The 15,950-nt window shown below is 57.3% G+C and carries 10 protein-coding genes; 2 read left to right on the forward strand and 8 right to left on the reverse strand.

From position 1 onward, the window contains the following. Positions 1-48: 48 nt before the first annotated feature. Positions 49-777, reverse strand: coding sequence for a helix-turn-helix transcriptional regulator (locus N7E70_RS25175; protein ID WP_182575710.1), 729 nt, complete (start codon positions 775-777; stop codon positions 49-51). Positions 778-945: 168 nt separating this feature from the next. Beyond that, entirely contained in the window at positions 946-1,176 is a 231-nt protein-coding gene (locus N7E70_RS25180) for a helix-turn-helix domain-containing protein (protein ID WP_182575711.1), read from the reverse strand. A 477-nt stretch (positions 1,177-1,653) separates the two neighbouring features. Between N7E70_RS25180 and N7E70_RS25185 the strand changes: the two genes are divergently transcribed. Continuing rightward, positions 1,654-2,679, forward strand: coding sequence for a pyridoxal-phosphate dependent enzyme (locus tag N7E70_RS25185; protein WP_331461848.1), 1,026 nt, complete (start codon positions 1,654-1,656; stop codon positions 2,677-2,679). A gap of 128 nt (positions 2,680-2,807) precedes the next feature. On the opposite strand, the gene N7E70_RS25190 is transcribed toward N7E70_RS25185, so the two are convergent. The 4 genes from N7E70_RS25190 to N7E70_RS25205 all read right to left on the reverse strand — a co-directional run bounded on the left by N7E70_RS25190 (position 2,808) and on the right by N7E70_RS25205 (position 9,703). Continuing rightward, positions 2,808-3,062 (reverse strand): helix-turn-helix domain-containing protein, encoded by a 255-nt coding sequence (locus tag N7E70_RS25190; protein ID WP_331461948.1) that lies wholly within the window; start codon positions 3,060-3,062, stop codon positions 2,808-2,810. A 208-nt stretch (positions 3,063-3,270) separates the two neighbouring features. Further along, the gene (locus N7E70_RS25195) at positions 3,271-4,305 is read right to left on the reverse strand and encodes a PLP-dependent cysteine synthase family protein (RefSeq protein WP_263007952.1); all 1,035 of its coding nucleotides are present in this window, start codon (positions 4,303-4,305) and stop codon (positions 3,271-3,273) included. After that, positions 4,295-5,233, reverse strand: coding sequence for a GHMP family kinase ATP-binding protein (locus N7E70_RS25200; RefSeq protein WP_263007953.1), 939 nt, complete (start codon positions 5,231-5,233; stop codon positions 4,295-4,297). The genes N7E70_RS25195 and N7E70_RS25200 overlap by 11 nt, the downstream gene beginning before the upstream one ends. Before the next feature lie 627 nt (positions 5,234-5,860). Then, positions 5,861-9,703: a hypothetical protein gene (locus tag N7E70_RS25205; protein ID WP_263007954.1), complete on the reverse strand. Its 3,843-nt coding sequence runs from the start codon at positions 9,701-9,703 to the stop codon at positions 5,861-5,863. Between the two features lie 202 nt (positions 9,704-9,905). Here N7E70_RS25205 and N7E70_RS25210 point away from each other — a divergent pair. Continuing rightward, a protein-coding gene (locus N7E70_RS25210) for an IS630 family transposase (RefSeq protein ID WP_263005224.1) occupies positions 9,906-10,849 on the forward strand; the annotation gives its coding sequence in 2 pieces (ribosomal slippage) (positions 9,906-10,242 and positions 10,242-10,849; 945 coding nt in all). 268 nt (positions 10,850-11,117) lie between these two features. On the opposite strand, the gene N7E70_RS25215 is transcribed toward N7E70_RS25210, so the two are convergent. Together N7E70_RS25215 and N7E70_RS25220 are read right to left on the reverse strand one after the other, a co-directional pair. Beyond that, positions 11,118-12,269, reverse strand: coding sequence for a phosphorylase family protein (locus N7E70_RS25215; RefSeq protein WP_263007955.1), 1,152 nt, complete (start codon positions 12,267-12,269; stop codon positions 11,118-11,120). 453 nt (positions 12,270-12,722) lie between these two features. Then, positions 12,723-15,425 carry a hypothetical protein gene (locus tag N7E70_RS25220; protein WP_263007956.1) on the reverse strand — a complete coding sequence of 901 codons (2,703 nt, stop codon included), beginning with the start codon at positions 15,423-15,425 and terminating at the stop codon, positions 12,723-12,725. Positions 15,426-15,950: the final 525 nt, after the last annotated feature.

Below are 15,950 nucleotides of genomic sequence, written 5' to 3' on the forward strand. Positions count from 1 at the left end.
GCGTAGCCTAGGCTGGCAAGGCCCGACTATTCCGGTTTTCTGGTATTGTCAGGGATAGATTTCCCCTCGCCGCACGGCTTCCATTGCCGCCTGGATCGTATTCACCGCGTCGCACTTATCTCTGACGTTGCTCAGATGTCGCTCGACCGTGAACCGCGAAATCCCAAGAATGCAAGCTACGTCCTCAGCTGCCTTGCCGGCTGCGATCCATGTCAGAACTTCTCGCTCTCGATCGGTCAGGGTGATCTGACGTGATTGCTCAACTTGGTCACGCAGCCGGCGAAGCGCTCGGTAGGCATGCACGCACACCGTTTCAAGGATTGGAATGTCTTCGGGCAAAACCTCGATATGTTCGCCCGCAGCGGTCACGACCGAAGGAGCTCTTCGAGGCTCATGGACAGGAACACACAAGCCATTCCTCAGTCCGAATTCTGCGGCCTCGCCCATGACCCGCAGTTGTCCAGCGGTCATCTCTTTGGGCAACAGGTCATGCCAGACAAAGGGCTGGCCGACCAAGCGGCTGCGTGAGGCGCACGGATCCTGGGTGAAATGCTCGCTGGCAAGGTAATGCTTGAGCCATTCTATTGGCCAGCCGTCATAGAGGATTTCGCGCTGCCACGGCCCACGCTGCGGCGGAGGCAGGCCTGTTATGAGCAGATGACGAAAGCCGAAAGGCCGCAAGATGCTGAGCAGTTCTTTCAAAACGTCCGCTGGCGTAACTGCGGCATCAATTCTCGCGAGCGCGCCTGTAAGCATTGCGAACATACTGGGGTTCATCACCCGCGCTCCAAAACCGCCGACTATGCGACCAGCCCGCATCGATGATGGCAGGGCCGGTCAGCCTAGTCAGGCGGATTCGGCGTTTCGCATGCAGATTGCTAACTGTAGTTTTCATTTGTCAGCGCTTTGAAAGCATTTCGCCTAAATGCCCGCCTGAGGACCGCGCTATCTCGGTTCCGACCTGGTTTCCGGATCCTTCAGAAGCTCCGCAGGCTCCACCTCCAGCACCGTGGCCAGCGCCTCCAACATGTCGAGCGTCGCATTGCGGCGCCCCGCTTCAGCACCGCTGAGGTAGGCACGGGCGCATCCGGCGAGGTGAGCCAGTTGCTCTTGCGACAACCGCCGTTCCCGGCGTAGCCGTTGCAGATTCAGACCGAATATCTTGCGAAGGTTCATCGCGTGATCTTGCCGAATGCGCACTATAATGCAACGCACTATAGTGCACATTTTCATTGACACGCGCGGTATATGCTGTTTGATCGGCTGCGGAAACCAGACCCGAGACAAGGACCCGAAGGCGTCCGGATAGTCGCTAGCAGCCTGATGCCACAAGCAGCATTCGGAAGGCCTTCTCTACAATCATGCCGTTCGACAGACCAATATTGCGTAGACGGAGCTTTCGACCACATGGCGACTATTTCCGGATACAGCTGCATCCGATGTGGCTCCGAACATGCAAGCGACATCAGGATAGATTCCAGAGGCTGTCCCAGGTGCGTTGAACAAGCCCCGGCAAACCTCCAGCCGATCTATACGCGCGGTGCAGATGCGGTTGACGACCAGGCCGATGGGGGCGTTCTCCGCAGTTCCCTTTGGCGTTACGGATCATTTCTGCCGCGCCCGAGTGGTCCGGTGGTGTCCTTGGGAGAAGGTTTGACCCCACTGCTGCCAGCAGAGCGCCTTGGGGAAGTTTTGGGCGTCCCTCAGCTCTTTATCAAGGATGAGGGGCGCAATCCGACCGGATCTCACAAGGATCGATTTTCCACAGTCGCGGTGTCGATGGCGCGCGGTCAAGGGGCTCGGGTGCTGGCGACAGCGTCATCAGGCAATGCAGGCGCATCGCTGGCAGCCTACGCGGCCAAGTCTGGGCTCGGCTGTGTTGTCGCGACATTTGCCGGAGCCGCTGGTCCGATGTTGTCGCAGATTCATGCCTATGGGGCTTCCGTTATCCCGATGGCCGACAAGAGCGACAGGTGGAAACTTCTTGAGAAGGCTGCCGATCGTCTCGGTTGGTTTGTTACCTCCCCCTATCAGCACCCCGTCGTCGGCAGTCACCCGCTTGGCATCGAAGGTTACAAAACGATCGCCTATGAGATTGCGGAGCAGGCGGACGGTCATCTGCCTGACTGGTGTGTGCTTCCAGTCTGCTATGGGGACGCCCTCGCAGGAGTAGCGGCAGGCTTCCACGACCTGCATAGGAGGGGAACGATCGCACGAGTACCAAGGCTGGTTGCTGCCGAAGTGCATGGCTCGCTTTCAAAAGCCCTCGAGAATGGCTTTGACCGTATCGAGGAGCAGGAACCTTCCTTCGAAACAATTGCTCTCTCGATCGGCACGACGCGCAGCACATACCAGGCGGTGAAGGCACTGCGCGACACCGGGGGCCATGCTGTCTGCGTATCCAACGAGAAGCTCATCCGCATGCAAAAGGCGTTGGCTGCCAGAGAAGGTCTCTTCGTAGAACTGGCTTCGGTCGCGCCTCTGGTCGCAATCCAGGATTTGCGCGATCGGCAGATCATAGCGCCGGGGGATCGGGTGGTGGCAGTTGTGACTGCCACCGGCCTGAAGGACCTCGACATTTCAGCAAATCCGGCCGCCACCCCAGCTCCATTTGAGAGTGTCGAGGCCGCATGGCAGTGGGCAACCAGGAGACATGCCACAGAACCGGCTGCTGCCTGAGACTTGATAGACTTCCGATTGCAGATGTTCAGCAGTGCTCGAGCGGCGGCAAAGCGTCGTCCAGCAATCTTCTTGACCAGCGTGTCTAACCCATTCCGCGGGAGGTTCAATTATCATCGACCCAACAACTATCTCGTTTCCCGTCCCGCTGCCGGATGCTTCAGCAAGTCCGCAGGTTCTACCTCCAGCACCGTTGCCAGCGCCTCCACCATATCGAGAGTTGCATTGCGGCGCCCAGCTTCTGCCCCGCTGAGATAGGCTCGAGCGCATCCGGCAAGATGAGCCAGTTGCTCTTGAGACAACCCGCGTTTGCGACGCAGTCGCTGCAGGTTCAGACCAAATGCATTACGAAGGTTCATCGCGGGAACTTGCCGAACTTGCATTGAGCGGGGATGGCAACAAATAGTTCGCCGGCAATATTCTCCAGCAGCCACGACATACGGCTTCCGGGCAGCTTCAAATGCCCCCTCGGCGAATGTTCCATTCAACAAGACAGCCCACCACGTGGAAGTTGGATGGCAGTGGGTAAGTGGAACAGTTCCTACCGAGCGGAGCACAGCCTGAGGCTTGCCCGCTATCAGTGGGGCTGATTTAGCTTGTCGCTACTGGCTGCGGAACTTCGGCCAGCAACCTCCTCGACCACTCGAACCTGGTCCACTCCCATTCGTCACGCGGCTCGATTGCAACAAGGGTTTCGGGTTCGCGAACGGGTGCACACGGCCAACCTGGGAGCGCTGCCAACCATTTGTCGTCATAGACCGTGTTGGCATGACGATGCCCTTCGTCGGGCATAATGACCGCGACTGCTGAACCCGGGTTGCTTCGGCCGATCCATTCGCCGACGAGAGCCGCGGCTCCGCTCGTCGGCCCCATAAATATCCCCTTATTGCGAAAGAGCGAATGGGCGGAATGATAGGCCGCATAGGCACCAACCCAGTGTACTTCGTCGACCAGATGATGCCGGACATTTGCCGGAATGACACTGTTGCCAAGCCCGCGCAGCATTCGCTTGCCCAAGGGCTGCCCGAAAAGCACGCTACGATGGGTGTCGACAGCGGCAATCTTCAGATGCGGATAAACCTGGCGCAGGAAAGTACCGGTTCCGCACAGCGAGCCGCCGGTGCCAATGCAGCCGACAAGCCAATCAACCTGGCCCATTGAACGAACGAACAGTTCTGCAAGGCGGGCATAGGATTGCCAGTTGCCCGGACTGTCGTACTGGCGCGTCCAGAAAGTGTCCGGCTCATTGTCCATGACCGCCCTGAGATATGCCAATCTGCCAGTCTGGTTCCCATCGCCCCGCTCGTCCGCAAGTGCGACCACCTTCGCGCCCAATCGTTCCAGCCTTTCCTGATAAGCTTGGTCGATCAACGTCGCCGCGGTTACCAAAGTGAGCTGGAATCCACGCGCTGCGGCGAGAAGGGCTACGGCCATGCCGAACGTGCCCGAGGTTGTCTCGACAACGTGGGCGCCGGCCTTCAGCTCTCCCGACTTCTCGGCCAGATCGAGGATGAAGCGAGCTGGCATCAGCTTCATCAAAGGGAACGCCGCCGCAACGACGTTTGGGCCAAGCCGGGCAAGACGCGGCGTTTCCAGCGCCCTGAAGTAGTCGACCTCAAAGGACATGAGTGCCCTCCTCCACATTGATTGGGAAGATGCCGATGTCCTGGAATCCGCGGTTCTCCAATGCTGCGATGATTGTATGAATACTCTCGCGACTGGCTGATTGGGCATCGAGCATAAGCCCGAAAAGGGATCCGCTATGCGCCACCTGGATCCCGCAAGCATGATGGTGAGCTGCGATATCGACGACGACGTCGAAATATGGCTTGGGGAGGTGTCGCTGGCTGATGCGGGCGCTCATTGTCGCCGCCTGGCCAAGCAGGCGCGCATCCTGATAGCGCACGGAGCGTCCAACCATTCCTCGAAGAACGCGGAAGAGCTGGATTTCCTCGGGGCTGTACCGTGCCGGAACCAGTTCGAGCGTATCGACACCAGCAGCAGCGTCTCCCTTGAAACCTACGAGGACAAATGGCGGCAACGAACCGCCGAAGTACTCGAGCACCACCCCTTCCCGTTGCGCGAATAGCAACGCCTCAGTTTCAAACGCGATCGCATCTGATGCGACTTCCGCGGCGACCGCCAACCGACTGCTCGTCGAAGGCAGCAATCTCGCGCCCAAGGCAGCTGCCACCGCTCGCATTGAGGCAATGACATCGGCCGTGGACGAGCCATAGCCATGCCCCACCGGAATATCGCTCTCGATCTTGAGACGCCCCCCAAGGAATGGATACCCGAGATGCGCCAACGCCAGTTGCGCAGCACGTAACGCCTTTTCCCGGCTGGGCGGCTCGACACCGAGATTGCCGCTCTCATCGAGCACGATCCAGGCAGTGGACCGAAGGCTATCAATTGGAAGAGTCACCAGGCCACGGTGCAAGCGCCCATGATCGTCCTCAAATACCCCCTGCAGGAGCTCGCCGTGATGCGCGATCGCATGCCCATCGGCCAGCGTTCCCAGTCCCAATCGGCGATCGTCGGCGGCGTCTGCCATAGCCCTGTCTCCGAACAACCAGACTCTGTTCGAATGATGGGACTGCTGCTCCAGTACGTCACTTCCAGGATACTGGTATTGACTTTGACACCTGCGGCCTTACGCCGGGACTCTCAGTAAATGTGAAGGCCTTGCTGATGCCAGCTGACCATTCGTCGGAGGCGATCAGTCCCGGTTCCTCCTACGGGGCGCTATGCTGAACCTCCTTAGGTCGCCTTGCTAACCGATCGAAGTGGCCGCGAATTTGCTCCGACATCATCCCGGCATTGTTGTCCTGTCAGACGTGCCAATGTCTTCGCTTTATGCGCTGCTTCCTTTTGCGCCAGCACTGTACAGGCGTACCGGCCGTTGGTCCTCCAATCCGCGACGCTTCGCGGACTGGGACGTCCGTCTAGGGGTGCCGACATCGGACTGTCCGGTTCTGGGGAGCGGCAAGCGGTAAGCTGCCGGTCTGCGTCCGACCCCATTGCCGCCGCCTCTGCATCAAAATTAAGAACCCGAAAGCTGTCATGTGGAATGCATTCGATACACGCCAGATGGTTGGCTATAGGCTTGGACTTCTTGCCTCCCGAAAATTAAGCGCGTGCCGGATGATGCAGGTCTTCTGACGAAGCCCGGGCCTGTTCACTAGGCCGGCGAGACGAGACGACCCTGATCTATCCAACCTTCGAGTACGACAGCCGCGGGTTCACCCGCGAAACGATCCTGGACCGCCTTATGGGCATCCAAGCTGGCCAGACGTAATACGGCGACCTGAGCCAGTGTTTCGGGGGAGGCGTTAAGCCGCCTGAAGGTGTCTTCGATCTCCGACCAAGTACCGTGGATGCGCGGTGGTTCAAGACTAATTTCGGCAAGCAGCTTGGCACACATGCCGCCGAAGATCAGCCGAGAGCGCTCCTGCATGACTCCGGCAAGTTCGCCGACCTGCTCTTGCATGGCTTGATTTACGGAAGCGAGGTCACGCAACTTCATCAAAGCATTCACGTCGTCCGGCAGCATGCTGAGGACGCGGGCGGACAAGTCGCCCTTGCCCAACCAGGGTCGGATGTCACTAACCCATTCCAGGATTCCTTCCAACACCGGTTCGATCTCGGCGAGGAAGCGATCCAGCAAGCCCAGCTGCTTGGCACGTACGAACAATGTCGCCCATGCTCGGGAACGCCAGTCACCGACCCGTGCTATCTTGAAGTCCAGCAGCCGCCGGAAGGCCTTTTCCAGTTGATCGTCCGGTAATCCCGCGATCACGTCGGCCAACTCCTCCGAGTCGAAGTTCGCTACCTCGTAGAACGCCGCCGCATGGAGCGGATGGTTCGGGGATCTAGCCAGAAGCCTTATCAGGCGCTTCCAATCACCGTTGCTCGAGTGATGCGTCGCATACCACCACAAAGGCTGCGGCCAGCCCATGAACATGTGGGCGCAAGCAGCGAATAGGTCAGAGCCGAGTGCTCTCTCCACGTCCGCCGGCTCGCCCTGCAGCGTCCTGGGTGCTCCGGTAAGGTGCTCGACGAGCTCGCCGGGCGGTGCGGCGAGGGTCAGGACGGTTGCCCGAAGCCAGCGGACATCATTTCGGGGTTCGGACAAGGCGTCCCTGAGCAAATCCCGCTCTTCCTCGGCCAGCTCGTCCCACCGCGCCGATAGCCACTTCGTCATCACGACCCTGGCGCCGGTATCCTGCACGGCAAACAGGTCCCGCAGGATAGGGAGCCTCTCGTTCTCGGGCGCCACGTCCAGTAGCGGGTCCACGATAGCAAGTTCGAATTCACTGAGGATAAAGCGATCTAGCCTAGCCAACACTCGTTTGGCCCATGACTTCAAGGTCGGCAAGACCTCCGTAGGGCTCAAGGCGGCAATCGCCTGTTCGACAGAAAGCGGGAGCCGACCGTCTGAAAACGAGACACTGATGGGCAAGTTGTCGATAACGGCGGGCATGATGGCACCGAAAACCATCCAGGGAGGCTCGCCCCCGTAGTCGTCTTCCCTGCCGAAGCGCACGAGGCGTGTGAAAAGCGTGCTTGCGGTACCCGCCGAACGGGCGTGATCCCTGACAATGGAAATCATTATGTCCCGCCGGTTCGGCGGCAGCTCCCGCCAGCCATCCACCAATGCCTGGAGAACGGCTGCACCGACTGCCGGTGCCCCGTCGCTCCGGATCCGATCGAGGATGTCGCCGTCGTCATGGCGGTCGATCTGACTCCAGGTTCGGGCGGCCGCCGCCCGGATTACTGCTTCGTCCGCGCGCAGGAACCGACGTACTGTCGCGGCACCCAAGGCTGCCGGCTCGGTTGCCAACGCGAGTAGCAGCCGCTTGGACAGGGAGATATCGAGGGCTATGATCTCCCCCCGTTCGATGGCATCGAGGTATGGCTGTACCTCCGCCAGAGGGGCAGGCTCGTGGAACCAGTCGGGTTGACTGGATATGAATGCGACGCCGCTCCGGACGTCTATGTCACCCAGGTCAATTGAGACCCGACGTGACCAGATCGGGACCCTATCGCGCGTTTTCTGGGGAAGCTGATCGATTAGTTCCAGAAGAAACTCGAAGCAGCTGTCCCGGGTGGCCGGGAACAATGAGCGGAGACCCGTTTCTGCAATTTCGAAGACGCGGCTCTGGTAGCCTGCTCCCAGCGCAAGGCGCAGCCAACGCAGGTTCCGGGAAGCGGCCAGGGACGTTGCGGGTGATACGCACGCTATGGCCCGTTCGGTCTGCTCGACGATCAGCTCGCTGTCTGTTTCGATCTCAGGCGTAGTCAGGGTCTGCGCGCCCGCCCGTAGGTACGGATGAGTAAAATTGAATCGGCTGTCGATGCGCTCCACAACCCGGCGGCGCCACAGGGTGTCGAGGGCTTGACCCCTGACTTCCCCGATCGTGCGGGGCGTGTCGTAGACCGGCGGCGGCTTGGGGTCATCGTCGCCTACAGTATAGACCGAGAATTCGCCCGCAAGTCCGGGTCTATCGGAGCCGCCGTCGATAATGAAAGCCAGTTCGCCATCGGCTACGCCGATCGATGCCGACGTGGCGAGAGCCGATGCGGTGAGCACCTCACGAGCACCGCGGACCTGCGTGGCGAGTGCCCTCGCGAAGTCCGAAGCGTCTCGACTAGCCTGCAACCGGATTTCCTCGTCCAGCGGCAGCGCATGGAGTTCGATCCAGGTTTGGGCGAGATAGCTCAGTGCACCGGGGTCCCGCATGTTCGGGTCGGTTTCGATCAGACCGTTAACCCGGGCGATGACTTCTGCAGCCAGACCCTGGTCGTTCGCCGCCGCTTCCCACACACCTTTGGCCCGCTCGGCCGACAGTGGCTCCAGGCGGGTCCACGGCTTGCCGCCGAGCCTGTGGTTTGCAAGGGACTGCATCCCCGTCGTCTGGAGAAGTACGTGCTCGGACTGCGCAACGATCAGACGGCGGTTGCCCGGGATCTTGGCCGCCAGCGCACTTAACGCAGCCAACCGCGCGTTGGCATCCGGGACCGGCTCGCGCGAGCCTAGCGGGTCATCCAGAACGTAGAGACGCTCGGCGCCTACCGCGTCGGTCAGGAAGCGTTCCGCTTCATCCACTTGCCCGCCCTGGCGGACCTCAAAACCGACCTCCTGCAGCCTTCCGGCGATAGCCTTTGCCGTCCAGCTCTTGCCGGCTCTCGGAGGCCCCACGAGAGCAAGCAGGCTCGACTGCAAAAGTGCTTTCTCCAGTGCGGGCTCTATTCCACGGTCCAGATACCCTATCGGCTTCAGCGTGGTAGGGGCGCGAAGCGTCAACTCGGCCAGCATAGGGCCGAAGGCATCCATCTGGGACCGTTTGGCCTCTGCCAAAAGATCCGTCAGCCTGGCAAGGATCCCGCGTATGGCGAGTGTGTCGAACCGCTCCGCCCGCAACGCCGAGTGCAGCCGTACTTCGATCGTCTCCGCCGTTTCCTTCTCGACGAGCCCGATCTTCGCAAGAGCGCTCTCGAAGTCGGACAAAGGCCTGCGGGAAAGTGCTCCCATGTCATTCAACCGTTCCAGGGCAAGGTTGCTGGCTTTTTTGGGCGGCTTCGCTGCGGACTGTCGGCTCACCTCGTTTCGCAAGGCAGACACGAGCGTTCCCGCCACCGGTCGAGTAGCAGGCTTGCCCAAGACCGGCCCTTCGACGAGAAGCTCGGACATTTCATCCTTGCAACGGGCCGAAAGTACGAAGAGTGCGTGGCATCCGGGATCGTCCATCAATCGTTCGATCAATGAGCCTTTCGCTCTGCGGCTGGGGTAGTGGGTGAGATACGCGACAAGTTCGGCAACTCCCACAGTGCCCGCCGCGCCTTTCACCTGGACTTCCAGGGTTTGGCCGGATCCGTCGGTCCACTCCAGATTGGCGTCCTCACCGCCACTTTTTTCCGGGATAAGGGAAAACGGACCGAAAGCTCGGTAGCGCAGTGCCACGTCGATGGTCGCCATGTCCTGGAAGGCGAATTTCTCAGGCCCGATAACCGCAATATCCAAGGGATGGCTCCGGACTGACGAAGTGAACTGACCAGCGCGCGCCTACCACATTCGAGCGTCGGATCACAGTTTAACCCACTGGAATGGAAGCGCCGTATCGTGAATCGGAGTAGCTAGAGCACGTCCCGCAATCGATGAATCGATTGTGAAGTGACGGGCGCGTTCGGTGCTGATTCAACATCTATCTCGATGGAGGTGGAGTATGGGGAAGGCACTGAGCGGAGATCTTCGGTTGCGGGTCTTGAAGGCTTCAGACGAAGGCATGTCGGCGCGCAAGGCGGCGGCGCGGTTCGGGGTGGGCGTATCGAGTGCGATCCGCTGGATTGCGCGGGCGAAGATCGGCGAACTGGCGCCGCGGCCGCAGGGCCGCCGCCGCGCTTCCAGTCTCGACGCGCATGAAGGCTTCATCGTCGGGATGATCGAGGAGCACAAGGACATCACGCTCAACGAGATGGTGGCTCGCCTGGAGGGGGAACAGTCGGTGCGGATCAGCCGCAGCGCGCTGAGCGCCTGGCTTGGCCGGCGCGGCTGGACGTATAAAAAAAGTCCGCGCACGCATTGGAGCAGGACCGCCCCGACATCCTGATGCGCCGCCGTGCCTGGTTCGACGGCCAACTCGACCTCGAGCCGGCGCAGTTGGTGTTCATTGATGAAACCGGACTATCGACCAAGATGGCCCGCCTGCGCGGAAGAGCGCCACGCGGCGAGCGTTGCCGTGCCGGTGTGCCGCATGGCCACTGGAAGACCACCACCTTCACCGGAGCGCTGCGGCTGACAGGCATGACCGCGCCCTTCGTCTACGACGGCGCCATGAACGGCAACGTGTTCCTCGCCTATGTCGAGCAAGTACTGGTCCCGACGCTCAAGCCCGGCGATGTCGTCATCATGGACAATCTGCCCGCTCACAAGGCTGCCGGCATTGGCGATGCGATCGAGGCTGCCGGCGCGAGACTGCTCTACCTGCCGCCCTACAGTCCCGACTTCAACCCCATCGAGAACGCATTCTCGAAGCTCAAGGCTCTGCTGCGCGCAAAGGCCGAGAGAACGATCGCGGCACTGTGGGACGCGGTCGGATCGGTCATCGAACTCTTCACCCCCGCAGAATGCGCCAACTACTTCAAGGCAGCCGGCTATGACCCAGATTAAACAGGATGCGCTCTAGGCGCATGTGTCCGTTTCGTTTGGAGATCGTGCACGTTAGCAAGGTCTCGCTCGACACCTCACAGGCTACTGTCCCGAAATCGCTAACATCGACCCAAAAGCTGCCAGCCCGCAAACAACCCCACCCCTGGCATTGACGTTCGCCCCCAAGCTGCAACTCGGAAATCAATCGAGCGGCAGTTCCGGGGCCGACGGCGGACCGTCAGCTTTCGGGACGAGTGCATCACAAACTGTCATTGCTTCCGTCACCATCTTAATGGGGCAACAAAAGTAGCTTGCTGATCACTTCAACAGTGAAGCGTGCCGCGATGTGGCAGCCGTATTCATGCAATTCGTCGCCTTTGCTCACGTCGGCGCGATCAACGACAGCTTTCGCGCTAAAAGTATGTATATCCTGACCGGATAACTCAACGGATCTCATAAATCCGTATACTTCCATGTCCAATCCTGAGACTTTTCGATGCTGTCGTTTAACACTATTGATGCGTTTGGTGCTTGCGATTACGGCGGAGCCGCTCGTGAACGTGGCTAATTTGGGTGATGTAATGTCACTTGGGCGCTTCTTGCCGTTAAACCCCAACTCTAATTTGTTCGTCAGAGCGCTATCTTCGATTAGCTTCGCAATTAGTGTCCGAGTAGAAGGCTTCATGTTCACCTGATAAGGCTCAGCCTGAAAAGCCTCATTGAGCCATTTTCCTGATTGGTACTCAAAACAAGTATCAGGAATCAACAGTTGACCGAGTTTCGTACTATCTCCTATGCCAGCACATATTCCCGACATTGCAATTGCCTTAGGGGAGTATTGTTCAAGAAGTCGCGATGTAACGACCGACGCATTGACGAGGCCCATTTTGGGAAGAAGCACAATCGTGCCGCTGGCGCCTCCGATAGTGACGTCCCAATGATCTATTCCATGCCTGTCGACGCTCTCTAAATTGGACAATCCGCACGCTAGGAAAGCGTCGCGTTCGGGCTGAATAGCAGTCACAATGAGAAAGTCGTAACGGCCCTTGTCACGAGCTTGGTTTAGATACACGTCCAGCGCGTCGGACCACTGCTCGGGTTTATAGAAATCAAATATCAGGCATCCCCGGGACCAATACCGATCGCGAACGCATTCAGCGTCGTCGCTGAATGCGGTAATCGCCATTGCAAGTGTTTTTGAATGTCCACTGTTCGCAAGCATCTCGATAACCTCGATGCCGGTCGATGCGGACGGGCCATTGGATACCAGCGGCATTTTAATATCAATGATGCACAGATCGATGTGGAGAGCATCAATTTTCGGGAATTGAGAAAGGTACTCAATCCGAACGACGCCAGTATCTTTTACCCCTTTTGAACGAAGTACTGCAACGATTTGGTCAAATTTAGCAGTATTGTCCTCGAAAACAGCAATTTTCACAATACTCTCCTGATCAGATGGTCGAAGTCCTGCTGCCACCCCGGTTGTTTATATGCATATAAGATCGCACCAAGCAGATTTTGCTGATAGTGTCGAGCGATTACCTTCGGCAGGTGATTGAGGCGAACGCTAACCCCATTTATGAGAACTTCTGGGTATTGGGTTACAATCACAATCGGACATCGTTCGCCCTTTGACTTTAGCGCACGGAGTACCTCGATCCCGCCCACAGGCTGCGCAATTCCGCCGCTACCGCCGGCCGCACTGGATTTTGTGAATGTAGGTAAAGCCATATCGAGTACGATTAGGTCGAATGTCCGCGACATGACCTGAAGAACTGCGTCTCGAACGCTGCTCACTGTGCAAACGGCGGAGTCAGCTACTCCATGAGCACGTAGGCGACCAATCAGGTCATTTACCTTGTGAGCTTCATCCTCGACCAGGAGGACCGCATCAAGGGGCATTATTCGCGATCTCCACCGTTAAAGCGAACGATATCGTTAGCTTGTCGCCGTCCACCTTATGGCTAACTGTCGAGGTCAATTCGCTAGTTGTAGTTATGAACCTGAGCTTCTTGATGCCTGAAAAGCCCTCTCTTATCATGAAGCCACCCACATCATCCGCTTCCAGGCAATCCCTAAGGCGCCGCAAGTGCAGTTCGCGCTCGTCGGCGGGGAGTTCGGAACAAACCGACACAGTGAGGCGACCGATTTTTTGCTGCTCTACGACAACGCCGTCAACCGTGATGGAAATCGGCGTGTCGGACCGTCGATATCTTGCCGCGTTTCTGATCAGCACAGACAAACAGTCGTATAACCGATGAACAGACGGTCCATCCAATTCTAGCCCAGCAAACGATCCACCCCACTCGATTTGAAAGCCTTTTTCGATCCGACTATTTGAAGCTTCAAGGAGAATGAGGTCCCCCAGCTGCTGCGTGCTCGCTGCGACAAAGCCACTCTCTGGCTCGCGAAACCAGCTCCCCAGTTTCATGTACACATCGTGCACGGCGCTTCTAAGTTCGGTACGGTATTGTCGAAATGGCTGTTCATTAAAGCGACCCAAATGTCGCTCGATGGAGTCATTTGCCTTGTTAAGTTCATTCACCGTGAGCTCGCGCGCTGCCGCTTCTAGCTGAGGGCGAATTTCGGCCCAACAATATCGAAGCGTTAGTTCATTGAAAATCTCTCCACTACGCGCCGCCGCAGAAAGCCGACGTAATTGAGACAAATTTGAAGCAGGCGACAAGTCATCTCGGATATCAGTTGAGAAGAGTCCTTTTGACTTTGCCTGTGACCGAAACTGTAACAAGTCCTTCCTAATATATTCGATCCCAGACTGATACTCGGCTAGCCAGTCTCGATACGCGGCTTCAAAGTCTGAATTGAATCGCATCACCGAGTAGCTAGGCTTTTCGCGGACGCTTTCGACCGCATCACGCATCATTCCAGCAAGAGTATTGTGGCGTATTCGACGACCCAAATATGACTCGATACCAAACTGCGCGTTCTTACAGAATTCGTTAAACGCGATTTTCGCCGCTTCTACAAGAATGTAATCATATGTAGAATTCACCTGTATTTCAGAAAGAACTTCACCAATCTTGCTCAGCTCCACACCGCCGCTAAAAATCCGAAGTACATTTGGCTCAGCTCCATGTTCAATGTGTCGAACGTATTGCTGAGAATATGACGACGGGTTCTCCTGTAGCCATTTCTTCATGGCGGAACCATCGACATAAACGCGGCTGTCATCGAAATATTGTCGAAGCTTCGAGACTTGACGCTGCGCCTCTATTTGATCGGCTTCGACGAAGTAGTTAATAGCCTGCTTCGCTTGTCCGACAGATCGCAATATCTCCTGACGTATTCTATCTGCCTCATCTGCAGACTCAATGATCCAATAAAGCTTCTGAAGCGTGTGCCTATCAAGAGTCGAAAGTAAAAAGTTCGCTATCTCCGGCGTTGAAATCAACAGAGAATTGATAAATGCAACCACATCACCTCGATAATGCTGGTTGATTGTATCTCCTAGGTTGAATCGAAACTTAAAATCGACGTCGTCGTCCTGAGATCGAGATTTATGTAGAGCAAGTGCTAGGACTGATATCAATGATCGTGAACTTGTATCTGCTGTCGCGTAAAGTCGTTCGAGCTCCTGTTCAGTCATCAATGAGTCAAGGGCTGCTGTATTCTCAAATATATACCGAATCTGTTGATAATTAAATCTTGAGAACGGCGATATCTCGATCAAATGAAGGAAGTGTACGGTGCGCAGGAACGTCCCGGCTTTTTGAAAAGAGCGATAGTCTGTCGGGTTTCGAAAACCGTGAAGCGCCTTTGTTAGGTCTTGAATCGTGGGAGTAGGCAGATCGAAGTATGGACCGCTATCATCCACCCACTCCGGGAGTAGGCGGCGACCCACGATACGATCAACTGATGCGCGATATATGGCCGGCTCACGAAATTCCACAAACGCCATACTGCGGCGGTAGAACGCCAAATCTGCCTCCGCAGGAGGAGTGTCGCGGTATAGGGAACACGCGTTGAACGAGAAGCTGCAAGCCTTCTTGAGCGCAGAAGCAATTTCTGGAGTTGCTGACGAAAAAACCAACGTTGCAAGGCTTGGCCAATACGCCCGAAGATGAAGCACCTGTAAGATGCTAGCCACCTGATCAATCAAGGACATGGAATGAGATTTCCGCAGAAATGCGGCTACGTCGCCTGCCGAAACAGGGGATGCAAGAATATTGTGAAGAGGCGTCAGCTGCCGAAAGTCATCAGAAACATACTTCCTGTATAGCTGAATGCGTCCCTTCATTCCCGAGAAATATGGGAAATTTGAATCCACGCACTCTATTGCCGAGAAGTAAGGAGCAGAGTAGCTATTCTGCTCCAGGTATTCGGCGATGCGCTCAAATGTTGCGTCCGTCGCAACATCTGTTTCGGAAGTAGCCACGACATAGGCGATCTTCTTGGCGAGAAAATTCGAGGCTCCCCACCGTTGCGCGAAAGCATAAAGTGCTCCCAAAGCATCTGAAGCTTCGGCTTCCGGCAGCGATGCAAGGACGCCCATGGAGCCAAGAGCCTGTATTGTCTCTTCAGGCCACCCATTCAGATGGCCCATGACGAAGCGTATCTCGTTCTCTGCGCTCATCGGTCTGAGCTGATGAGGACGCAATAGGTCGCGGTATTTCGCACCGATGTTGCTGAAGGGAAATGCCCCAGCTTTCCCAAGCAACAACTCTGTAATGCGCCCTAGGTCCTCCGGTGACGCGCTTTTCCTTACGAGATTGATCGCCTTGGCTACAGCGTCAGGAGCGTCGCTTTGAGCGAAAATGCCCCTCAAGATATTGCGTGTGTTCGTGTCGGATAGATTGCGAACACGTGTGAGGACATGTGTTCGGTTAGCAATCTTGATTGGATGCTTTCGCTGGCTTTGATTCGTCAAATCGATTCCCCCCAAGCAATAGCCTTGCACAGCGCCAGGGAACCGCAAAGAGGAGTTATGGATCCAGTCGTCGTCTGCTTTAATGCGGTCATGATGGTCGTTTGAACGACTGGGATGAGGGCGCGTCGCGGCTCAACTGCTTCACTGCTCAACAGCCCCACGAATGGTGCGGCTGCGCGAGGTGCCAAGGATGTGGCCTCGACGCAGCCTATACGATGGCAATCTTCCTCA

The organism is Aminobacter sp. NyZ550, from assembly GCF_025628925.2.
Classification (GTDB): Bacteria; Pseudomonadota; Alphaproteobacteria; order Rhizobiales; family Rhizobiaceae; genus Aminobacter; species Aminobacter ciceronei.